The 21,623-nt window shown below is 70.1% G+C and carries 20 protein-coding genes; 3 read left to right on the forward strand and 17 right to left on the reverse strand.

The window, feature by feature from the left end; translation table 11 throughout:
• Positions 1–117: 117 nt before the first annotated feature.
• Positions 118–2,727, reverse strand: coding sequence for an ABC transporter permease/substrate binding protein (locus tag ACWDRW_RS16120; protein WP_451723617.1), 2,610 nt, complete (start codon positions 2,725–2,727; stop codon positions 118–120).
• Positions 2,720–3,775, reverse strand: coding sequence for a quaternary amine ABC transporter ATP-binding protein (locus ACWDRW_RS16125; RefSeq protein WP_451723619.1), 1,056 nt, complete (start codon positions 3,773–3,775; stop codon positions 2,720–2,722). Before ACWDRW_RS16125 ends, ACWDRW_RS16120 begins: the two co-directional genes overlap by 8 nt.
• 180 nt (positions 3,776–3,955) lie before the next feature.
• On the opposite strand from ACWDRW_RS16125, the gene ACWDRW_RS16130 reads away from it, so the two are divergent.
• The 3 genes from ACWDRW_RS16130 to ACWDRW_RS16140 all read left to right on the forward strand — a co-directional run bounded on the left by ACWDRW_RS16130 (position 3,956) and on the right by ACWDRW_RS16140 (position 6,981).
• A complete protein-coding gene (locus tag ACWDRW_RS16130) occupies positions 3,956–4,885 on the forward strand; it encodes a 5'-3' exonuclease (protein WP_451723718.1) in 930 nt (309 codons plus the stop codon).
• Positions 4,886–5,030: 145 nt separating this feature from the next.
• Positions 5,031–5,873: a siderophore-interacting protein gene (locus ACWDRW_RS16135; protein ID WP_451723620.1), complete on the forward strand. Its 843-nt coding sequence runs from the start codon at positions 5,031–5,033 to the stop codon at positions 5,871–5,873.
• Positions 5,874–5,988: 115 nt separating this feature from the next.
• Positions 5,989–6,981: an RluA family pseudouridine synthase gene (locus tag ACWDRW_RS16140; protein WP_451723621.1), complete on the forward strand. Its 993-nt coding sequence runs from the start codon at positions 5,989–5,991 to the stop codon at positions 6,979–6,981.
• A gap of 27 nt (positions 6,982–7,008) precedes the next feature.
• Here the strand turns inward: ACWDRW_RS16140 and ACWDRW_RS16145 are convergent, their stop codons facing one another.
• The 15 genes from ACWDRW_RS16145 to ACWDRW_RS16215 form a co-directional block, all read right to left on the reverse strand.
• Positions 7,009–8,469 (reverse strand): cytochrome P450, encoded by a 1,461-nt coding sequence (locus tag ACWDRW_RS16145; protein ID WP_451723623.1) that lies wholly within the window; start codon positions 8,467–8,469, stop codon positions 7,009–7,011.
• Positions 8,470–8,523: 54 nt separating this feature from the next.
• Positions 8,524–9,144, reverse strand: coding sequence for a GTP-binding protein (locus tag ACWDRW_RS16150; RefSeq protein ID WP_451723625.1), 621 nt, complete (start codon positions 9,142–9,144; stop codon positions 8,524–8,526).
• Positions 9,125–9,535, reverse strand: a complete 411-nt coding sequence (locus tag ACWDRW_RS16155) for a DUF742 domain-containing protein (protein WP_451723626.1) — start codon at positions 9,533–9,535, stop codon at positions 9,125–9,127. The genes ACWDRW_RS16150 and ACWDRW_RS16155 overlap by 20 nt, the downstream gene beginning before the upstream one ends.
• Positions 9,532–9,939, reverse strand: a complete 408-nt coding sequence (locus ACWDRW_RS16160; protein ID WP_451723629.1) for a roadblock/LC7 domain-containing protein — start codon at positions 9,937–9,939, stop codon at positions 9,532–9,534. The genes ACWDRW_RS16155 and ACWDRW_RS16160 overlap by 4 nt, the downstream gene beginning before the upstream one ends.
• On the reverse strand, positions 9,936–11,585 hold the full coding sequence (locus ACWDRW_RS16165) for a sensor histidine kinase (protein ID WP_451723630.1): 1,650 nt from the start codon (positions 11,583–11,585) through the stop codon (positions 9,936–9,938). Before ACWDRW_RS16165 ends, ACWDRW_RS16160 begins: the two co-directional genes overlap by 4 nt.
• A 384-nt stretch (positions 11,586–11,969) precedes the next feature.
• On the reverse strand, positions 11,970–14,822 hold the full coding sequence (locus ACWDRW_RS16170) for a DEAD/DEAH box helicase (RefSeq protein ID WP_451723633.1): 2,853 nt from the start codon (positions 14,820–14,822) through the stop codon (positions 11,970–11,972).
• A 40-nt stretch (positions 14,823–14,862) separates the two neighbouring features.
• Positions 14,863–15,753 (reverse strand): diacylglycerol kinase, encoded by an 891-nt coding sequence (locus tag ACWDRW_RS16175; RefSeq protein ID WP_451723635.1) that lies wholly within the window; start codon positions 15,751–15,753, stop codon positions 14,863–14,865.
• A gap of 31 nt (positions 15,754–15,784) precedes the next feature.
• Positions 15,785–16,732: a twin-arginine translocase subunit TatC gene (gene tatC / locus ACWDRW_RS16180; RefSeq protein WP_451723637.1), complete on the reverse strand. Its 948-nt coding sequence runs from the start codon at positions 16,730–16,732 to the stop codon at positions 15,785–15,787.
• A 47-nt stretch (positions 16,733–16,779) separates the two neighbouring features.
• Entirely contained in the window at positions 16,780–17,067 is a 288-nt protein-coding gene (tatA, locus tag ACWDRW_RS16185) for a Sec-independent protein translocase subunit TatA (protein WP_451723640.1), read from the reverse strand.
• A 261-nt stretch (positions 17,068–17,328) separates the two neighbouring features.
• Complete coding sequence (locus ACWDRW_RS16190; protein ID WP_451723641.1) at positions 17,329–17,523, reverse strand: hypothetical protein; 195 nt, start codon at positions 17,521–17,523, stop codon at positions 17,329–17,331.
• A 10-nt stretch (positions 17,524–17,533) separates the two neighbouring features.
• Positions 17,534–17,824, reverse strand: a complete 291-nt coding sequence (locus ACWDRW_RS16195) for a hypothetical protein (protein WP_451723643.1) — start codon at positions 17,822–17,824, stop codon at positions 17,534–17,536.
• A 98-nt stretch (positions 17,825–17,922) separates the two neighbouring features.
• Entirely contained in the window at positions 17,923–18,930 is a 1,008-nt protein-coding gene (locus tag ACWDRW_RS16200) for a helix-turn-helix transcriptional regulator (RefSeq protein ID WP_451723645.1), read from the reverse strand.
• 19 nt (positions 18,931–18,949) lie between these two features.
• Positions 18,950–19,903: a helix-turn-helix transcriptional regulator gene (locus ACWDRW_RS16205; RefSeq protein ID WP_451723647.1), complete on the reverse strand. Its 954-nt coding sequence runs from the start codon at positions 19,901–19,903 to the stop codon at positions 18,950–18,952.
• Between the two features lie 241 nt (positions 19,904–20,144).
• Positions 20,145–20,516, reverse strand: a complete 372-nt coding sequence (locus ACWDRW_RS16210) for an FKBP-type peptidyl-prolyl cis-trans isomerase (protein WP_451723649.1) — start codon at positions 20,514–20,516, stop codon at positions 20,145–20,147.
• A gap of 61 nt (positions 20,517–20,577) precedes the next feature.
• Positions 20,578–21,582, reverse strand: a complete 1,005-nt coding sequence (locus tag ACWDRW_RS16215) for an FKBP-type peptidyl-prolyl cis-trans isomerase (RefSeq protein WP_451723651.1) — start codon at positions 21,580–21,582, stop codon at positions 20,578–20,580.
• Positions 21,583–21,623: the final 41 nt, after the last annotated feature.

Here is a 21,623-nt window from a genome sequence, read left to right on the forward strand (position 1 = left end):
CCGGGCGGGGTCGGCCTGGTTGGCCGGATTTCATGCGTCGCGAGAACACGAGAAGGCGGGCGTCCGGCACTGTCAGGTGTGCCGAACGCCCGCCGGAATCGGGGTGCCGCGTGGTTCTCAGGTCGCCGGGGTCATCCGGTCCACCATCTCCGGGTGCTCCTCGAGCCAGGCGGCGACGGCTTCCTCCTCGTTGCCCTGGCCGCGGTCCTTGATCTCCTGCTCGAGGGTGCCGAGCTCGTCCTCGCTCATCTTGAAGTTCTTGATCCACTTCGTGAGCTGCGGGTACTGCCCGGGGAAGTCCTTGTTGGAGATCGTGCGGATCGTGTTGCCCTCGCCGAAGAGCTTCTCCGGGTCCTTCAGCTTGGTCAGCTCGTACTCGCTGTACGCCCAGTGCGGCGACCACAGCACGACCGCGATCGGCTCCTTCTTGGCGTAGGCGCGCTTGAGTTCGGCCAGCATCGCCGGAGTGGAGCCGTCGACGACCTCGTACTCGTCCTCCAGGCCGTACCCGGGCAGCACCTTGGTCTTGAGCAGGTTCATCTCGCCGGTGCCGGGCTCGATGCCGACGATCTTCCCGTCGAAGGTGCCGCTCTTGCCCTTGAGGTCCGCCAGGGAGTCGATGCCCTTCACATAGGACGGCACGGCGAGCTCCAGGGAGGTCGGCTCGTACCAGGTCCCGAGGTCGTGGAGCTTGTCCTTGCTCTTGTCCCAGTAGTTCTTCTGCGCGTACGGCAGCCAGGCGTCGAAGTTGAGATCCAGGTCGCCGGAGGCCAGGCCGGTGTAGACCGGGCCGACGTCCATCTGCTTCAGGTTCAGCCGGTAGCCGCGCCGTTCGAGGACGTTCTTCCACAGGTAGGTGACGGCGATGTCCTCGTCCCAGGGGAACCAGGCCACGTCCAGCGGACGCTTCGCCTCGGCCGGGGTCCCGGTGTTCTTCACCGGCGCCAGCTGGTCCACGAGCCCGCCCTGGTCCTTCAGCCAGGCGCGCACGGCCTCCTGCTGCCTGCCCTTGCCGGCCTTGTTGATCTGCGACTCCAGGCTCGTGAGCTGTTCCTCGGTGAGCTTGAAGTCCTTCAGCCACTCGCCGACGACCGGGTTCTCCGCGGCGAAGCCCTTGCGGGACAGGGTGTGCACCCCGTCGCCCTTGCCCCAGGCGCCCTTCGGGTCCTTGAGCTTCTTCAGCCGGTAGTCGCTGTACGCCCAGTGCGGCGACCAGAGCGTGGTGACGATCGGTTCCTTCTTGTCGTACGCCCGCTTCAGCTCGGCCAGCATCGCCGGGGTGGAGCTGTCGACGACCTTGTACTCCTGGTCCAGGCCGTACGCCTTGAGCACCTTGGTCTTGAGCAGGCTCATCATGCCCGCGCTGGACTCGATGCCGGTGATCTTCCCGTCGAACTCGGACGCCTTGCCCTTGAGGTCGTCGAGGGAGTCGACGTCCTTCATGTAGGCGGGCACGCTCAGTTCGAGGGAGGTCGGGCCGTACCAGGACCCGAGGTCGTCGAGCTGGGAGCCGTACTTCTTCCAGTACTGCTCGTGGGTGACGGGCAGCCAGGAGTCGGTCTGGAAGTCGATGTCGCCCTGGGCGAGCGAGGTGTAGAGGGGGCCCGCGTCGAACTGTTTGACCTCGACCTCGTAGCCGCGCCGCTCCAGGATCTCCTTCCACAGGAAGGTGGAGGCGACGCCCTCGTCCCAGGGGATGTAGCCGATGCTGATCTTCTTGCCCTGGCCGACGTCGTCGCCGCCCGCGACCGGCTCGGTCCTGTCTCCGGCGAAGACGCCCATGCCGCCCGCGACGAGGGCGAGCACGACGACGCCGACGACGGCGACGGAGGCGCGTGGGCGGTAGGACCAGATCTTCAGGCCCTGGGCGGCGCGCAGCCGGGCGGCGGCACGGCGGCCGAGCGGGGACACCTGGGTGCCCAGGGCGCTGGTCATGCGGTCCAGGTAGATCGCGAGGATCACGATGGCGAGGCCCGCCTCGGCGCCGAGGCCGATGTTGAGCTGGCCGATGGCCTCGTTGACGTCGCCGCCGAGGCCGCCGGTGCCGACCATGCCGGCGATGGCCGCCATGGACAGGCCGAGCATGATGACCTGGTTGACGCCGGCCATGACGGTGGGCAGCGCCAGCGGGAGCTGGACCCGCAGCAGGGTGTCGCGCGGGGTGGTGCCGAAGGCCTCGGCGGCCTCGACCAGTTCCTTGTCGACCTGGCGGATGCCCAGCTCGGTCATGCGCACCCCGGGGGCGAGCGCGAAGACGAGGGTGGCGACGATGCCGGCGGCGGCGCCGGAGCCGAAGAACAGGATCGCCGGGATGAGGTAGACCATCGCGGGCAGCGTCTGCATCAGGTCGAGGCCCGGCCGTACGAGCGCGCTGACCCGGTGGGAGCGCGCCGCCCAGATGCCCACCGGCACCGAGATCAGCAGCGCGATGACCGTGGCGACGAGGACCAGCGACAGCGTCACCATCGCGTCCTCCCACAGGTCGAGGGAGATCACGAAGGCGAAGCCGACGAAGGTGAGCACACCGGCGAGCGTGCCGCGCAGCCAGAACGCGATCACCGCGAAGATGCCCACGAGCAGCAGCGGCTCGGGGGCCTGGAGGACGGCGTCGACACCCTCGTAGGCGCCGCGGAAGACCTGCTCGAAGAAGTCGAACAGCCAGCCCATGTGAGTGGTGAGCCACTCGACCGCGTCGTTGACCCACGAGCCGAACTCGATCCTAGGCACGGGTCACCTCCGGCATGCCCTCGCCGAGGAAGCCGACGAGGCGGCTGCTCGGGACCACTCCGACGAGCTTGCGGCTGTCGTCCAGGACCGCCACGGGGTGCGTCAACCGGGCGCTGATCGCGCAGAGTTCGGTGAACGGCGTGTCGGGGCGCGCGGTCTCGCACCCGCTCTCGCACCCACAGTCGGCCTCGTCGCCGCTGACGTCACGGTCCATGACGGAGGCCGCGGTCAGCACGCGCGAGCGGTCGACGTCCTGGGTGAAGGAGGCGACGTAGTCGTCGGCGGGGCGGACCAGGATGTCCTCGGCGGTGCCGATCTGGACGATCCGGCCGTCGCGCATGACGGCGATGCGGTCGCCGAGGCGCATCGCCTCGTTGAGGTCGTGGGTGATGAAGACGATGGTCTTCTTCAGCTTGGTCTGGAGTTCGAGGAGCTGGTCCTGCATGTCACGGCGGATCAACGGGTCGAGCGCGCTGAACGACTCGTCCATGAGCAGCAGGTCGGCGTCGGTGGCGAGGGCACGGGCGAGGCCCACGCGCTGCTGCATACCGCCGGACAGCTCGTCGGGCCAGGACTTCTCCCAGCCCTTCAGGCCGCACAGGTCGAGGGCCTCGGTGGCCCGCTCCAGGCGCTCGGCCCTGGCGACGCCCTGGACCTCCAGGCCGTACGCGGCGTTCTCCACGACACTGCGGTGCGGGAACAGCGCGAAGTGCTGGAAGACCATGCTGATCTTGTGAGCGCGGACCTCGCGCAGGTCGCGGGCGCTGAGCGCGGTCAGGTCCTGGCCGTCGAAGCGGACGTGTCCGGCGGTCGGCTCCAGCAGACCGTTGAGCATGCGCAGCAGCGTGGACTTGCCCGAGCCGGACAGGCCCATGACGACGAAGATCTGGCCCGGTTCGACGGTGAAGGAGGCGTCGATGACGGCCGCGGTGGTGCCGTCGGCGCGCAGTTCCTCCCGATCGGCTCCGTCACGGAGCCGCTCCACGGCTTCGTCCTGTCGTCTGCCGAACACCTTGTAGAGATGTTCGGCCTCTAGCCTGGCTGACACGCGTACCTTCTCGTCTCGACGGCAAGAACCTCGATACCGGGGGCGAACCCCAATAAAGAGGGAGCGACGCGGCGCACGTGGCGGCATCGCTCCGAGGCCGCGCCTCCCCTCGATCCCCGGACCCAAACGCACAAGTGGTCCAGGCCACATCGCGGGCCGCTGTCAGTGGCGTACGGCATGATGCGAGGCGTGACCGGACGACTGATGCTGCTCGACACCGCCTCGCTCTACTTCCGCGCCTACTTCGGCGTGCCGGACTCCGTGAAAGCCCCGGACGGCACCCCGGTGAACGCCGTGCGCGGACTGCTGGAGTTCATCGACCGTCTGGTGAAGGACCACCGGCCGGACGCCCTGGTGGCCTGCATGGACGCCGACTGGCGCCCCCAGTGGCGGGTGGAGCTGATCCCCTCCTACAAGGCGCACCGGGTGGCCGAGGAGCACGAGACCGGGCCGGACGAGGAGGAGGTGCCCGACACGCTCTCCCCGCAGGTGCCGGTCATCGAGGCGGTCCTGGACGCGCTCGGCATCGCGCGCGTGGGCGTCGAGGGGTACGAGGCGGACGACGTCATCGGCACCTTCACCGCCCGGGCGAAGGGCCCGGTGGACATCGTCACCGGCGACCGCGACCTGTACCAGCTGGTGGACGACGCGCGCGGGGTCCGGGTGCTGTACCCGCTCAAGGGTGTCGGCACGCTCCAGCTGACCGACGAGGCGTGGCTGCGCGAGAAGTACGGCGTCGACGGCCGTGGGTACGCGGACCTGGCGACGCTGCGCGGCGACCCGAGCGACGGGCTGCCGGGCGTGCCGGGCATCGGGGAGAAGACGGCGGCGAAACTGCTGGCCGAGTTCGGGGACCTGGCCGGGATCATGGCGGCGGTGGACGACCCGAAGGCGAAGCTCACCCCGAGCCAGCGCAAGCGCCTGGACGAGGCGCGGCCGTACATCGCCGTGGCGCCGACGGTCGTCAAGGTCGCCGACGACGTCCCCCTGCCGGACGTGGAGACGGCACTGCCACGCGTTCCGCACGATCAGGCTGCGCTCCAGGGGCTGGCGGAGCGGTGGGGGCTCGGCGGATCCTTGCAACGGCTGCTGGCGACGCTGGCCGTGTGAAAGACGTTCCCCATCGAGTGAATGAGGTTCGATGGGCAGGGAATTCGTCCCTTAAATTCTCCTTCACGCGCTTTGCCTCAGGGGGCCATCACCGGGCGAAGGTGCTAACTTAGGTAAACCTAAGCTTATGACGAGGGAGGCCGTCATGGCAGAACGCCCTGCCCGCAAGCCGCGTACGCCCCGCTCCGCGCAGGTCGTCCGTACCGAACGGCTGACCCCGCACATGCAGCGCGTGGTGCTCGGCGGGGAGGGCTTGGCCGACTTCACGGCGGACACCTGCACGGACCACTACGTGAAGCTGCTCTTCGGCCCGGAGAGTGTCACCTACCCCGAGCCCTTCGACCTGGAGCGGATCCGGGAGGAGTTCCCGCGCGAGCAGTGGCCGGTCACCCGTACCTACACCGTGCGGGCCTGGGACCCCGAGCACCTGGAGCTGACGCTGGACTTCGTCGTCCACGGCGACGAGGGCCTCGCGGGCCCCTGGTCCCTGCGGGCCCGACCGGGCGAGACCGTGCGGTTCATGGGCCCGGGCGGCGCCTACGCCCCCGACCCCACCGCCGACTGGCATCTGCTCGTCGGCGACGAGAGCGCCCTGCCCGCCATCGCGCGCTCCCTTGAGGCCCTGCCGGCCGGCGCCAAGGCCTACGCCTTCGTGGAGGTCTCGGGCCCGGAGGAGGAGCAGAAGATCGACTCCGACGTGGACGTGACCTGGGTGCACCGCGGGAACCGCCCGGTGGGCGAGACGCTGGCCGAGACGGTCCGCGCGCTCGACTTCCCGGAGGGCCGACTGCACGCCTTCGTGCACGGCGAGGCGGGCTTCGTTAAGGACCTGCGCCGACTGCTGCGCGTCGAGCGCGAGATCCCCCGCGAGGACCTGTCGATCTCCGGCTACTGGCGTCTCGGCCACAACGAGGACGGCTGGCAGGCCTCCAAGCGGGAGTGGAACGCCCGCATCGAGGCCGAGCAGGAGGGCGCGCCGGCGGCGTGAGGAGCGGGGCCCGCGCAGGCGGGCCCGCACGGCTCTGTCGCGGTCCCACACCCGCGCCGGCTCATGCGCTCCTGGTCGGCCCCATGATCGTCGTCGCGCCGTACCCTTGATCGTGATGAGACGCCGGACCCCTCCCCCGCCTTCCCCCCTGCCGCAGCGCGACGGGGTGGACCCGGTACGGGTGCGGCTGCCGGGGGACGGACGGTGGGCCACCGTCCGGGAGCATCTCGTCGAGCGGCTCGCCGCCACGAACGGCGTGGTCGATCGGATGTTCGCACAGGGGCTGTTCGTCGGGGCCGACGGACGTGCGCTCAGCGCAGAGACGCCCTACGCGCCGGGGATGTTCGTGTGGTTCCACCGGCAGATCGCCGACGAGGTGCCCGTGCCGTTCGCACTGGACGTCGTGTACCGCGACGAGCACATCGTCGTCGTCGACAAACCGCACTTCCTCGCCACCACCCCGCGCGGCAGCCATGTGAGGCAGACCGCGCTGGCCCGGCTGCGGCGGGAGCTCGGGCTGCCCGCCCTCGGGGCCGCGCACCGGCTCGACCGGCTCACCGCGGGACTGGTGCTCTTCACCGTGCGGCCCGAGGAGCGGGGTGCCTACCAGACGCTGTTCCGGGACCGGCTGGTGCGCAAGGAGTACGAGGCCGTCGCGCCGTACGAGCCCTCACTCCCCCTGCCCACGACCGTGCGGAGCCGCATCGTCAAGGAGCGGGGGGAGCTGGCGGCGCGGGAGGTGGCGGGGGAGGTCAACGCCGTGAGCCGGGTCGAGCTCGTCGAACACCGGCGCGAGGGGGCCGGTCAGGACCGGCAGGAGGAGGCCGGTCAGCACCGGCACGAGGGGCTCGGGCGGTACCGGCTCACCCCCGCCACCGGGCAGACCCATCAGCTGCGGGTCCACATGAACGCCCTCGGTATCCCGATCCTCGGGGATCCGCTCTATCCCGTGGTGGCCGACGCCGTGCCGGCCGGTGACTTCCGGCGGCCGCTGCAACTGCTCGCGCGAGCGCTGGAGTTCACCGATCCGGTCACGGGGGCCGAGCACCGGTTCCGGAGCGGGCGGGTGCTCGGGGCCTGGGCGTCGTACGAGAGCTGGCTCGGCTGAGGCCGAGCCGCTCGCGGCCCGGGACGGTCAGTATCCCCTCCACCAGCGCACGAAGCGGCGCCAGGCGCTCGGCCCGCGGGCGGGTTCCGGGGTCGCCACGGGCGCCGGCTGTGCCGGTGGGACCGGCTGAGGGCTCGGTGCCGTGCCGACCGACCAGACCGGGCGCTGCTGCGGCAACGGGTTGAGGCTCGGCTTGTGCGTCACGTCCTGCTGGGGCCTCGGCTCGAAGGCGACCGGTAGTTCCACCAGGTGCCGGGAGGCGATGGACTGACGCCAGGTCAGGTCCTCCTCGGGGCAGTCGAGCCGGATGTCCGGCAGCCGCAGCAGCAGCGCGTCGACGCCGACGTCGGCGATGCCACGGGCGATGTCCTGGCCGGGGCACTCGTGCGGACCGCCGCCGAAGGCCAGGTGCGAGCGGTTGCCCTGCATGTTGACGGCGAGGTCGGGCCGGATCCGCGGGTCGACATTGCCCGGCGCGATCCCGAACAGCAGCCCGTCGCCCTTGCGGATGCGCTTGCCGCCCAACTCCGTGTCCTGCTTGGCGTAGTAGGCGAACACGGTGCTGAACGGCGGCTCGTCCCACAGGGACTGCTCGACCGCCTCCGGCACCGTCATCGTGCCGCCGTTGAGCCGGGCCCGGAAGCCGGGGTTGGTGAGGACCACCCGCAGCACGTTGGCGATGAGGTTGGCGGTCGCCTCGTAGGCCGCCATGAGGACGACCCAGATGTGCTTGGTCACCTCGTCGTCGGTGAGCCGGGCCGGGTGGCTCATCAGCTGGCTGGTGAAGTCCTCGGCGGGCTCGGCCCGGCGGCGCTCGGTGAGCCGCTGCAGGGTGCTCATGACGAAGGCGTGGCTGGCGATGGCGGTCTCGGTGCCGCGCAGCATGTCACGGGTGGCCTGCACCATCCGGTCGCTGTACTCCTCGGGCATGCCGAGGATCTCGCACAGCACCGCCATGGGCAGATGCTCCGCGAACTGGCCGACCAGATCGGCCGTGCCCTGTTCGCAGAACTGGTTGACCAGCCGCTGGCTGGAGCGGTTGATGTACCGCCGCAGGGCGCGCTGGTCGATGGTCGCCATGGCGGCGGTGACCGCGGCGCGCAGCCTGAGGTGCTCGTCGCCCTCGGCGTAGGAGCAGATCGGCTCCCAGGCGATGTGCGGCATGAGCGGGTGGTCCGGCTTGACCATGCCCTCCAGCAGCGGGTTCCAGATGCGGCTGTCCCGGCAGTACTGCGAGGGGCTGCGGATCATGTGCAGGTTCTCGGCGTGTCCGAGGACCACCCACATCGGCACGTCGTCGTGGAGCAGCACGGGCGCCACCGGGCCGTGCTCCTCGCGCAGTTCCTCGTAGAGCCGGTCCAGCTCCTCGGCGCCGGGGCCGTAGAGCCGGCGCAGTCCGCCGGGCCCGGTGTTGTGGGCGGGGCAGCCGGGGGGCGGTCCGGAGCGCGGGTCGTCGGTGCCGGTCAGGGAGTGGGATTCAGACGTCACGTGGTCGCTCCGAAGTGGATCCGGTGTCAGGGGGGTTCGGGTCGGATACGTCGGTCAGGTGAGCGCGCCCGACATGGCGAGCGAGTGCAGGAAGCGCATGAGGGTCATGAGGGTGTCCCGGCTGGAGGCTCGGCGCCGGGCGTCGCACTCCACGATGGGGATCTCGGGCGGCAGGTCGAGCGCCTGGCGCAGCTCCTCGATGGGGTAACGCGGGGCGTCCGGGAAGGAGTTGACGGCGACGACGAAGGGCACGCCACGCTCCTCGAGGCGCCCTATGACGTCGAAGCTGACCTCCAGGCGGCGGGTGTCGATCAGCACGACCGCGCCCAGCGCGCCCTCGAACAGGCCGTTCCACAGGAACCAGAAGCGTTCCTGGCCGGGGGTGCCGAAGAGGTACAGGACCAGTTTCTCGGTGATGCTGATCCGGCCGAAGTCCATGGCGACGGTGGTGGCGGTCTTGGTGTCGGAACCGAAGTTGTCGTCGACACCGATCCCGGCCTGCGTCATGGTCTCCTCGGTGGTCAGCGGGCGGATCTCACTGACCGAACCGACCATGGTGGTCTTCCCGACGCCGAAGCCCCCCACGATCACGATCTTCACCGCGGCCTGAGCCGTCTGCGGCAGCCGGTCCTCGGCCCGTGGGCCGGGGATGGTGTCAGAGCTTTTGAAGTCCATGCATCACCGCTTCGAGGAGGGAACGGTCGGCGACCGACTGCCGCGCGAGCGGCTGGTGCGCCTTCACCAGGTTGTCCGCCAGCATCTCGGTGAGCACGACGGACACCACGCTGAACGGAAGGCTGAGGTAAGCGGACAGCTCGGCCACCGACAGGGGGGCCGTGCAGAGCTCGAGCAGCGCCGTCTGCTCGGGCGTGGCGGAGGGCGGTGGATCGGCGCGCGCCACGATTAAGGTGACCAGGTCGAGTTCGGAGCGCGGTGCGCCGTCGCCGCCGAACACGAACATCCGCTCGGGGTTCGGGCGGTCGCCTTCCTTGGCCGGGGTCTGGAGCTCGGGCGGCGGGACGGGCTGTGGTGCGGGGGAGCGCCTCTGGCGTCGCGGAGGAGTCATACGGTCTGCCCGTTGCGCCGGGGCGGGCTGGTCAGGTGCGGTCCGATCCGGTCCACCAGGTCCCGCATGCGGTTGCTCATCAGTCCGGGTTCGGCGAACGTGTCGGAGAGCACCGACAGGTAGGCGTTGGGCCCCGCGGCCATCAGATAGAAGTAGCCGTTGTCGATCTCGATGATGACCAGTTTCATCGAGCCGTCGCTGTTCGGGATCTCCTGGGCGACGGCGGTCGCAAGGCTCTGCATGCCCGCACAGGCCGCGGCCACGCGGTCGGCGGCGTCGGGATCGCCGCCGTGCCGGGCGATGCGCAGACCGTCGGCGGAGAGCACCACGATCATCTCGATGCCCGGTACGCCGTCGGCAAGATCCTTGAGGATCCAGTCCAAGTTGGCTCGCTGCTGGATCACTTGAGGTCCCCCTCGTCATCGGCCGAGGCGCGGGCCGGTTCGTCGGTCGGTTTGTCGGTGCGGTAGGCGTTGGGAAACGCGTTGGGGTCGGGGTCGCGCTTGAGGCCCTCCCAGAAGGCCTCGACCCACATGCCCGGCGGGGTGTCGTCCTTCTTCACCGGCTCGGGGTCGGGGGTGGCGGGCTTGGGCTTGATCGCGTCGCCCCACAGGGGCTTCTCACCACGGGCGATGCGCTCCGCGTCCTCGCGCTCGGCCTGGGCCTGCGCCGCGATCCGCTCGCTGAGGGAGGTCTTGACCCGGCTGCGGCGCTGCGGCAGGCCGTTCGCCGTCCACTCGGTGACGACCGGGACGTCGTCCTCCATGGAGAGCCCGGCGGGGAGCTTCGGATTGGTGGGACGCCGGGTCTTGGGCGTCCGCTTGGGACCCTCGACGGCGCCGAGTTCCGGCATGGGCGTGGCGCTGACGCCGATGCCGTGGGCGAGACCGACACCGGGGTCGCTGGTGATCATCTCGCGCGGGATGACGAGGACGGCGCGGACTCCGCCGTACGCCGAGGTGCGCAGCGAGACCTGCATGTCGAAGGCGGTGCACAGGCGGCCCACGACGGCGAGGCCGAGGCGGGGGGTGGTGCCGAGGTCCTGGATGTCGACGCCGCGCTTGGCGTCCTCCAGCATGCCCTCGACCTTGGCCCGGGCCTCCTCGCTGAGGCTGACGCCGGCGTCCTCGATCTCGATGGCGACACCGGTCTGCACCTCGGTGGCGGTGACGTGGACCTTGGACTCGGGCGGCGAGTAGCGGGTGGCGTTGTCGAGGAGTTCGGCGACGGCGTGGATGACCGGTTCGACGGAGATGCCGCGGATGTTGACCTTAGCGATGTTCTCCAGCTTGATGCGCCGGTACTGCAGGATGCGCGACATGGCGCCGCGCAGCACGCTGTACAACACGACCGGCTTGGGCCACTGACGGCCGGGCCGGCCGCCGCCGAGGACGGAGATGGAGTCGGCGAGCCGGCCGATCAGCGCGGTGCCGTGGTCGAGGCGCAGCAGGTCGTCGAAGACGTCCGGGTTGTTGCCGTGGTCGTACTCCATTTCCAGCAGTTCGTTGTTCTGCTGGTGCACGATCGCCTGGACGCGGCGGGCGATGCTGACGAAGGAGCGCTGGGCGGAGTCCCGCAGGGCTTCCTCGTGGTCGATGATCTGGAGCACGCGCTCGATCAACTTCAGTTGCGGCGGGGTGAGTTCGCGGTACGAGGGGTCCAGGTCCCCGAGGTCGCGAATCACCTCCCGGGGGGAATTGCCGCAGTGCAGGTAGTCGATCGCCGCGGGCATGATCTCCCGGGCGAGCCGCTCCATCTCCTGCTCGTGGACGGCGACCCGCCGCTCCAGATACGCGGTGGCACGGGCGTGCTCCTCGCGCGCGGCGCGCAGCTCGCGGCCGCGGCGCACGACCTGGGCCGCTGTGGCGATCACCAGGACCGTGGCGACGGCGCCGCACCAGCCGACGGCCGCCCGAGCGGGCCCCGTCACCAGGGCGGCTGCGGCTCCGGTCGCCGCGGCCATCAGTATGGCTGGGAGCAACAGCACGCGCGCGTAAGGCAGTTCACGGCGTCGGGGCTGGGCTGCGGGAGGAGGTTGAACACTCACCATGTGGGCCCTCTGAAAGGAATCGGCTGGGAGTCGGGGGACTTGCAGGGGGGTACGCGTCATGGAACGTTCTGGGTGTACGGAAGGTTCTGCACCAAGGGGAGGTTTGGGAACAAGCACACGAATACGCCTCAACTCGGTGCGCTGCGGGCGAGCTTAGTCCGACCGGATCATCGCCGTGTCATATTCAGCAAGCACCTGAAATCACCCCTGATGCAGGAGTACGCTCAACTCCTTTTGCACACAGGGAAATCACTCGCACACGGCGCGTCACGGCGCACGCCGGTGCGAGAACACTCACCGTCACGAGTGAATGTCGCCCCACACACGAAAGGGGCCGGACCCCAGTGGCCCGGCCCCGTCTCCTGCTGCCCGTCGTCCGGGCCGTCACCCCACCGACGAGTACGCCACAACCCCCCGCAACAGCTGATCAACAGCCTTGCGCGCGGTCTTCGCCACGGAAGACCCCTCCACAGGAGCAGCCGCGGAGATCTGGCCCAGCACGTCGATGACCTGCTTGCACCACCGCACGAAGTCACCGGCCGGCATCTCCGCCTCCCGGAGCACCTCGTCCAGCCCCTTGCCGCTGGCCCACATGTACGCGGCCCAGGCGAACCCGAGATCGGGCTCCCGCTGCCCGACTCCCTCGGTCTGATTGATCCGGAAGTCCTCCTCGAGGGCGTCCAGCCGCCCCCAGATCCGAACCATCTCCCCCAGCGCGGCCTTGGCGTTGCCCGAGGGCAGCTTCGGCGCCATCGCGTCGTCCCCGACCCGCGCCTCGTACACCAAGGCGGAGACGCACGCGGCGAGTTCGGCCGGACCGAGGCCTTCCCAGACCTTCGCCCGCAGACACTCACTGGCCAGCAGGTCCAGCTCGCCGTACAGTCGCGCCAGCCGCTTGCCGTGCTCGGTGACCTCGTCACCCCGCAGATAGTCCAGCTCGGTCAGCAGCGCGACGATCCGGTCGAAGGTCCGCGCGATGGTGTTCGTGCGCCCCTCGATGCGCCGCTCCAGCTGCGAGGTGTCCCGCAGCAGGCGGTGATACCGCTCGGCCCAACGCGCGTGGTCCTCACGGTCGTTGCACCCGTGGCAGGGGTGGGAACGCAGCGCGGTGCGCAGCCGGTTGATCTCCCGGTCGTCGGCGGCCTGCGACCGCTTCTTGCGAGCCCGCTCCGGCGGGATGTGCCCGGCCTTGGTGCGCAGCGCTGAGGCGAGGTCCCGACGGGACTGCGGGGAACGGGGGTTGAAGGACTTCGGGATCCGCATCCGCTCCAGCGCCTCGACCGGCACCGGGAAGTCCATCGACGCCAGCCGCTTGACCTGCCGCTCGGCGGTGAGCACCAGCGGCCGCGGACCGTCGTGGTGCTCGAAGCCCCGGTGGCCGTTGGACCGCCCGGCGGGCAGCCCCGGGTCCAGTACCAGCGCGAGACCGGCGTACTTGCCGGTCGGGACGTGGATGACATCGCCCGGCTTGAGCTTCTCCAGCGCGACCGCGGCCTCGGCACGCCGCTGGTTCGCGCCCTGCCGGGCCAGCTCGTTCTCCCGGTCCTTCAGTTCGCGCCGCAGGCGCGCGTACTCCTCGAAGTCGCCGAGGTGGCAGGTCATCGACTCCTTGTAGCCCTCGAGCCCTTCCTCGTTGCGCTGCACCTGCCGGGAGATCCCGACGACCGACTTGTCGGCCTGGAACTGCGCGAAGGAGGTCTCCAGCAGCTCGCGCGAGCGATGCCGCCCGAACTGCTCGACGAGGTTGACCGCCATGTTGTACGACGGCTTGAAGCTGGAGCGCAGCGGGTACGTACGGGTGCCGGCGAGCCCGGCGAGGTGCTCGGGGCTCATCCCCCGCTGCCACAGCACCACCGCGTGGCCCTCGACGTCGATACCGCGTCGGCCCGCGCGCCCGGTCAACTGCGTGTACTCACCGGGTGTGATGTCGGCGTGCTGCTCGCCGTTCCACTTGACGAGCTTCTCCAACACCACCGACCGCGCGGGCATGTTGATGCCCAGCGCCAGCGTCTCCGTGGCGAACACGGCCTTCACCAGTCCGCGTACGAACAGCTCCTCCACGACCTCCTTGAAGGTCGGCAGCATGCCCGCGTGGTGGGCGGCGATTCCGCGCTCGAGGCCCTCCAGCCACTCGTAGTACCCGAGGACGTGCAGATCCTCGGTCGGGATGGACGCCGTGCGCTCCTCGACCAGGGCGCGCACCTTCTCCCGCGCCTCGTCGTCGTTCAGCCGCAGTCCGGCGTACAGGCACTGCTGCACGGCGGCCTCGCAGGCGGCGCGGCTGAAGATGAAGGTGATGGCGGGCAGCAGGCCCTCGGCGTCGAGCCGCTCGATGACCTCCGGCCGGCCCGGGGTCCACACCCGGGAGCGCTGTCTGCGCTCCCGCTCGCGGTCGGCCTCGCGCATGGCCCGCCCGCGACGGCGGTCCTGGTACGAGGGCCGGGTCGCCTCCATGCGGGCCAGCCGCGTCAGATCGGGGTTGACGGCCTTCTTGTGGCCCTCCCCCTCCTCGAACAGGTCGTACATCCGGCGGCCGGCCAGCACATGCTGGAACAGCGGGACGGGCCGGTGCTCGGAGACGATCACCTCGGTGTCGCCGCGGACGGTGTCGAGCCAGTCGCCGAACTCCTCGGCGTTGGACACGGTGGCCGAGAGGGACACCAGGGTCACCGACTCGGGGAGGTGGATGATCACCTCTTCCCATACGGCGCCCCGGAAGCGGTCGGAGAGGTAGTGCACCTCGTCCATGACCACATGGCCCAGGCCGATGAGGGTCTGCGAGCCCGCGTACAGCATGTTCCGCAGCACCTCGGTGGTCATCACGACCACGGGGGCGTCGGAGTTGACGCTGTTGTCGCCGGTGAGCAGGCCGACCTTGTCGGCGCCGTAGCGACGGCACAGGTCGGAGTACTTCTGGTTCGACAGCGCCTTGATGGGTGTCGTGTAGAAGCACTTCTTGCCCTGCTGCAGGGCGAGGTGGACGGCGAACTCGCCCACGATCGTCTTGCCGGAGCCGGTGGGGGCGGCCACCAGCACGCCCTTCCCCGCTTCGAGTGCCTGGCAGGCCTCGATCTGGAAGGGGTCGAGGCCGAAGTCGTACATCTCGCGGAAGGAGGCGAGCGCGGTGGCCTGCTCGGCGGCCCGCAGACGGGCAGCCGCATACCGCTCGGCCGGTGAGAGGTCCTCTGTCATCGTGCTTTCGAGCGTACCGGGCCCCACTGACAACAGGACGATCATTATCCGGATCCAGGCTCCGTAAACCCTGGATCCGCGCAGCTCACGGCCCTACGACCCGTACCGCCCCGGGTACGCAGCGTGCGGTCAGCGGCAGCGGCCCGAGGGGCTCGCCGTCGGCGTACCCGGTGACGGCCTCGGCGGCGATCTCGACCTGGGCGGCCCGGACGACGGTGACCTTGGGATGGCTGACGTGACCGCCCCGGTAGACGCTGGGGAAGACCCTGAGCAGGGTGGCGCGGGAGCAGTCCCCGACGATCGTGATGTCGAACAGCCCGTCGGTGAGGTCGGCGCCGGGACAGATCCGCATGCCGCCGCCGTAGGAGGATCCGTTGCCGACGGCCACCAGCGTGGCCTCGATCTCGCGGACCTCGCCGCCGTCGAGCGTGATCCGGTACGGGAAGGGCCGGAAGGCCGCCAGCTCGGCGAGCATCGCGAGGTCGTACTTCAGGCGGCCGGTGGGCCACCGCATCCGGTTGCCCCGGTCGTTGACCCGGGAGTCGAAGCCGGAGGCGAGGACGGTGCCGAACCAGCGGTCGCCGATCTGCCCGAGGTCGATGTCGCGCAGCCGGGCGCCCTTGAGCCCCTCGGCGATCGTCCGGCCCGCGGCGGCCGGGTTCCGGACGGGCAGGCCGAGCGCGCGGGCGAAGTCGTTTCCGGTGCCGACGGCGACCAGGCCGAGCGGGACGCGGCTGCCCGCGACGGCCTGGAGCGCGAGGTTCGCCATGCCGTCGCCCCCGACGGCCACCAGCGCGCCGGTGCCGTCCGCGACGGCGGACCGGGCGCGGACGAGGGCGTCCCGCGCGTCCTCGCCGATGACGGTCCGCACGCTGAATCCGGCTGCCCGCAAAGCGGAAGCGGCCGGCTGCGCCGCACTGGCGCCCCGGCCGCGACCCGCGGTGGGGTTGACGAAGAGAGTGATCTCGCTGCTCACGGAAGAGACCCTATGAGCTGCCCGGAGATCTTCAGGTCACGTCGTCATAACCGTTGATTCGCTCCGTCGTCGCCTGCTCGGGCAGGGCCCGGCTGGCGGAGACGGTCTCGACCTCGCCGATCTCCTCGGGGGTGAGATCGAGGTCGGAGGCCTCGTCGTCGGCGGGGCCCAGGGCGTCGCGGTGGCGCCTGCGGCGGTCGTTGAGCAGCGAGACCAGGACCGCGGCGAAGTACAGGACCCAGATCGGTCCGGCGAGCGCCAGCATGGTCAGCGGGTCGGTGCTCGGCGTTGCGATGGCCGCGAACACGGTGATGCCCATGATCATGCCGCGCCACCAGCCGAGCATGCGCTGGCCCGTGATGGCGCCGCTGAAGTTCAGCATGACCAGCAGCAGTGGCAGCTCGAAGGAGAGGCCGAAGACGACGACCATGCGCGTGACGAGGTCGAGCAGATCGTCCAGCGGCAACAGGTTGTCCACGCCGAACGGTGTGAACTCGATCAGCACCTTGGCGGTGGTGGGCAGCACCTTGTACGCGAAGAAGGCACCCATGAGGAACAACGGGAAGCCCGTGGCCACGAAGGCGTACGCGTACTTCTTCTCGTGCTTGTGCAGACCCGGGGCGACGAAGGCCCACAGCTGGTAGAGCCAGATCGGGGAGGCCAGGACGACGCCGGCCATCAACGACACCTTCAGCGCGAGGGTGAAGGGGGTGAGCAGACCGTTGATCGTGATCTGCGCGCACTGCTCTTCGGTGCTGGTCTTCGCCAGTTCCTCAAAGCTCTTCGCACAACCGACCGACTCCAGGATCGGCTTGGTGAAGAAGCTGATGATGTCCATGTAGAAGAAGGCGGCGACGATCGTCACGGCGACGATGGCCAGCAGCGCCTTGGCGAGCCGGTTGCGGAGCTCGCGAAGGTGCTCCGCGAGGGGCATGCGCCCCTCGGGATCCTTCTCCTTGGTGCGGGCAGGCTTCAGCAACCCACGTTCCCATCTCGTGCGGCGGGCCGGAGGTCACCGGCCCTGCGTCAGCGCTTGGTCGTGTCCGTCGGCTCGTTGACCGGGCGCGAGCTCGTCACGTCGCCGGGGGCCGCCTGGATGATGCGCTGGGCCGGGGGCTGCTCGTCGGTGTTGTTCGGCGGGTCGGCCGGGGCGGTGGTCTTGCCGTCGTCCTTCATCGCCTTGGCCTCGCTCTTGAGGATGCGAGCGGACTTGCCGAGCGACCGAGCCATGTCCGGAAGCTTCTTCGCGCCGAACAGCAGGATGATGACGACGAGGATGAGAATGATCTCGGGGGCTCCGAGCCTTCCGAACATAAGTCTTTACCTTCTCACCGAGGCGGCTTGGGTTGGGTGCTGTCCGACCGGTCGGACAAGTGTCCGAACGATCGTGTTGCCAGCGATCGTAACGCTCAGGGGTGAACGCGAGGCAATCCCCGTGCGTACTCCCGGTCCGCGGTCCGGGCCTCGTTCTCCGAGCCGCGACCAGCAGCGTACCTGGCACAGGCGCCAGGTTGACAGGGCGAAGTGGCCCAAAACGCATGCGGCGCAGGACTCACACCTGGTTCTCAGCCGGACTCACAGGGAGTCCACAGTCCGCGCCGTGCTCACGGCCGCCCGCTCCAGGTCCTCCGCCGCCCTGTTGATGCGCCGCGCGGACTCGGAGACCTGCCTGCCGAGGCGCTGGGCCTCCAGGAAGACCCGCACCGCGAGCACACCAAGAACGACAAGACCCAGAAATCCGACAGCTACCGCGAACATCGGCCAGAACATGACGCCGAGCCTAGAGGGTCGAGTGGAGTCGCAAGGTGCGGACCCCACCTCCGGTGAGCAGCTCGACGATCCGCTCCCCGGCCGGCTTGCGCACGGACGCGCCGCACTCCGGGCAGGTGAAGGAGTAGAAGGTGGTGCGGCTCGTGGCGCCGATGGCCAGGCGCAGAGCGCCGGCGGCGAGTTCGAACCGGCCCCGGCAGTCCGGGCAGCCGGCCCTGAACACCACGGGGGCCACGCTTCTCATCCCCGCGAACGCCGATGCCACGGAGACGCCGGACAACACGGAATCACTCAAGACCATCCACCCCTTCTGATCGGTCGTTCACCCACGGGCGGCGGATGCCGGTGGCGGGAGCGCGACGGTGCTCGGCCCTTCCGGACCTCCGCGCGCTCGCGCCCTCACTCCCGGTCGCCGTCCTCCCGCGCGCCCTGTGCCTCGATTCCGTCGTAGGCCGCGAGCGCTTCCCGGGCCGCCCGGCGGGCGCTCTCGGCCAGCTCGGCCGGCGCGACGATACGGCCGTCGCGACCGAGCCGGAGCGCGAGCCGCCGCAGCGACGCCGGATCGGGCGTGCGCAGAGAGATACGCAGCCCGCCGTCGGGCAGCTCATCCGCACTGTCGTGCGGGTAGTACTCGGCGACCCAGCGGCCGCCCGGACCGACCTCGACGACCACCTCGGGATCCTCGGCGGCCGGCTGCACCAGCCCCTCGGACAGGTCCCGCAGCTCGACCTCCGGCGGCGCGGAGGGCTCGTCGAGGATCTTGATCTCGGCGACCCGGTCGAGCCGGAAGGTGCGGCGTGCCTCGGAGCGGCGGCACCACGCCTCGACATAGGTGTGGCCGACGCTGACCAGCCGGATCGGGTCGATCTCGCGCTCGGTGACCTCGTCGCGGGCCGGGGAGTAGTAGCGGATCCACAGCCGGCGGCGCTCGGAGATCGCCCGGTCCACGTCGGCGAAGACCCCGCCCTCGGACTCGAAGGTCACCGAGAGCCGGGCGCTGGCCCCGGCCGCCTCACCGGCCGCCGTCTCCACCTTGGCGGTGGCCCGCAGCAGTGCCTGCCGGTCGCCCTCGCGCAGCCCCGGCAGTGTGGACACCGCGCGGGCGGCCACCAGCAGGGCCGTGGCCTCGTCGGAGGCCAGCCGCAGCGGCTCGGCGACATCGTCGGGGTTGTGCCACCAGATGCGCTCGCCGTCGGTGTCGATGTCGAGCAGGTCCCCGCCGCGGAAGCTGGTGCCGCACATGGGCAGCACGTCGAGGTCCGAGACCAGCTCGTCCTCGGTGATGCCGAAGGCGCGCGCGACGTCCTCGACCCGGGCCCCGGGACGCTCCTTCAGGTAGGTCACCAGGGAGAGCATCCGCCGGGTCTGGTCGATGGCGTTCACGGGCCTGACCGGTTTGCCTGCCACTGTCTTCGTCCGCTCCCCCTCAGCCCTTGGCCACGGCACGCAGCCGGTCCATCACATCGGCCCGCAGTTCGGCGGGCTCCAGCACCACCACGTCCGGGCCGAACTCCACCAGCCAGGCGTCCAGGCCGTGCCCGTACGGAATCTCCAACTCGTCCCAGCCGTCGCCGAGTTCCCGCACCCAGGTGGCTTTCGCCCGCAAGGGGTACCCGGCGCCGGTGCGCAACCGGATCAGCGCCGAGCGGTCCGCGGTCTCCCCCGCCCAGCTCGCGACCGTCTCCCGGACGGTGACGACGTCCGGGACCGGCGCGCTGAACCTGCCGCCGCGCGACCGTACCTTGCCGGTGATCCGGGAGAGCCGGAAGACCCGCTCGGCGCCCCGTTCGCGGTCCCAGCCCGCCAGGTACCAGTGGCCGCGCCAGCACTCCAGCGCCCACGGCTCCACATGGCGGGGCTCGGGGCGGGCGGCGGTGGCCTTGCGGTAGTCGAAGACGACCGGCCGGCGGTCCCGGCAGGCCAGCATCAGCGGCTCGAAGGCGGCCTCGTGCACGGGGATCCGTGGCTCCAGCGCCCCATGGGCCTCGTACGGGTCGACGTCCTCGGGCAGGCCCGCCGCGCGCAGCTTCTGCAGGGCACCGCTGGCCGCCCCGGCGAGCCGGGCCTGCTGCCACACCTTGGCGGCCAGGCCCAGGGCCGCGGCCTCTTCCGCGTCGAGGGTGATGGGGGGCAGCCGGTTGCTGTCGCGGCGGGCCAGGTAGCCGATCTCACCGTCGAGGCTCTCGACGGTCTCGATGACCAGGCCCAGCTCGCGCAGATCGTCCTTGTCCCGCTCGAACATGCGGTTGAAGGAGTCGTCGGAGCCGGCTTCCAGGTAGGCCTCGATGGACTCACGCAGCTCGCGCTTGCTCAGCGGCCGCCGCGTCCCGAGCAGACACAGCGCCAGATTCATGAGCCGCTCGGCCTTGGCAATGGCCATCGACGCCCTTCGCCTCCCTATGGTGCTTACGACCGATGACCGTACCGCCCCCAGGTGGCGCGGCAAAAGCCGAGGGCCCATGCCCGGACAGGCATGGGCCCCAGGTGATCGGGTCCGGTCGTACCACGATCGGTCGTACGACGATCAGACCCCAAGTGATCAGACCAAATGATCAGACCCGGAAGGCGCGCTGAAGCGGGCAGGCCCAAGGGGTCGGACCCAAGTGATCGGACGGCGAGGCTCAGACGCCCAGCAGGTCGACCACGAAGATCAGGGTCTCACCCGGCTGGATCGCCGGCGTCGGGCTCTGGTTGCCGTAGGCGAGGTGCGCGGGGATGGTCAGCTGACGACGGCCGCCGACCTTCATGCCCTGCACGCCCTGGTCCCAGCCCTTGATGACGCGGCCGCCACCGAGCGGGAAGCGGAACGGCGTACCGCGGTTCCAGCTGGCGTCGAACTCCTCGCCGGTGCTGAAGGCCACGCCCACGTAGTGCACGGTGACGGTCTGACCCGCCTGCGCCACCTCGCCGTCGCCCTCCCAGATGTCCTTGATCTCGAGATCCGCCGGCGGCGCGCCCTCGGGGAAGTCGATCTCGGGCTTGTCGATGCTCACGTCTTCAGCTCCATGCTTGTTGTGAAAAGGCAGCGGTCACAGTCTTACATCCCGCACGGCGTCACATCTTCGCGAGGATGTCCACCGAGAAGACCAGCGTGGAGTCCTTCTTGATGCCGCTGCCCTGCGGAGGGTTGTCGCCGTAGCCGAGGTCCGGCGGAATGACGATGAGGACGCGGCTGCCGACCTTCTTGCCGGTCAGGCCCTGCGCCCAGCCCTTGACGACCTGCTGGAGCGAGAAGGAGGCGAGCTGCTTGTTGGTGTAGGTGGCGTCGAACTCCTTGCCGCCGTCCCACAGCACGCCCTTGTACTGCACCAGCACGCTGTCCTCGGCTCCGACCTCGGCGCCGTCGCCCTCCAGGACGTAGTTCGCCACGAGCTTGGTCGGGGCGTCCGCGTCCGGGATCTCGATGGAGGGCGCCTTGCCGTCGGTGTTGGTGCCGACCTTGGGCAGGTCCACGTTGTCCTGGGCGACCTCGGTGCCCTTGGCGGAGCTCTTGGCGTTGAAGGTGCCCTCCACGTCCACCACGAACACCAGCGTGTCGGTGCCCTTGATGCCCGCCTGGCTGTTGCCCTGGGTGCCGTAGCCCCAGGTCGGGGGCACCGCCATCTGCACGCGGCTGCCGACCTTCTTGCCCGCGAGGGCGTAGCGCCAGCCGTCGATGATGCTGCCCTGGGCGAGCTGGATCACCAGCGGGGTCTTGCGGTCGTAGGAGTTGTCGAAGACCTTCGCCGTGGCCCAGACCTGGCCGAGGTAGTTGGCCTGGATGTAGTCGTTCTCCGCGACGGTCGCGCCGCCGCCCGCGATCACCGTCTTGACGGCGAGGTCCTTCGAGGGGTCACCGCTGCCCTTGGCTACGGTCGGCTTCTCACCGAACTTCGTGCCCGCCGTGATCGCCGGCAGCGGTCCGTCCACGATCTTCGGCGACGGCGCGGCCGACGTTTCGGGGGCCGAGGGCGACGGGCTGTCGGCGGACTCGGCCGAATCGGCTCCGTCGTCGTCGCCGCACGCGGCGAGCGTGGCCAGTCCGGCGGGTACGGCAATGAGAAGTGAGCGTCGGCGCACGGTGGGGGCCTCGTAATCGGTCGATCTTGTAGATGGCGTGC

This window comes from Streptomyces sp. NPDC003635, from assembly GCF_053587635.1.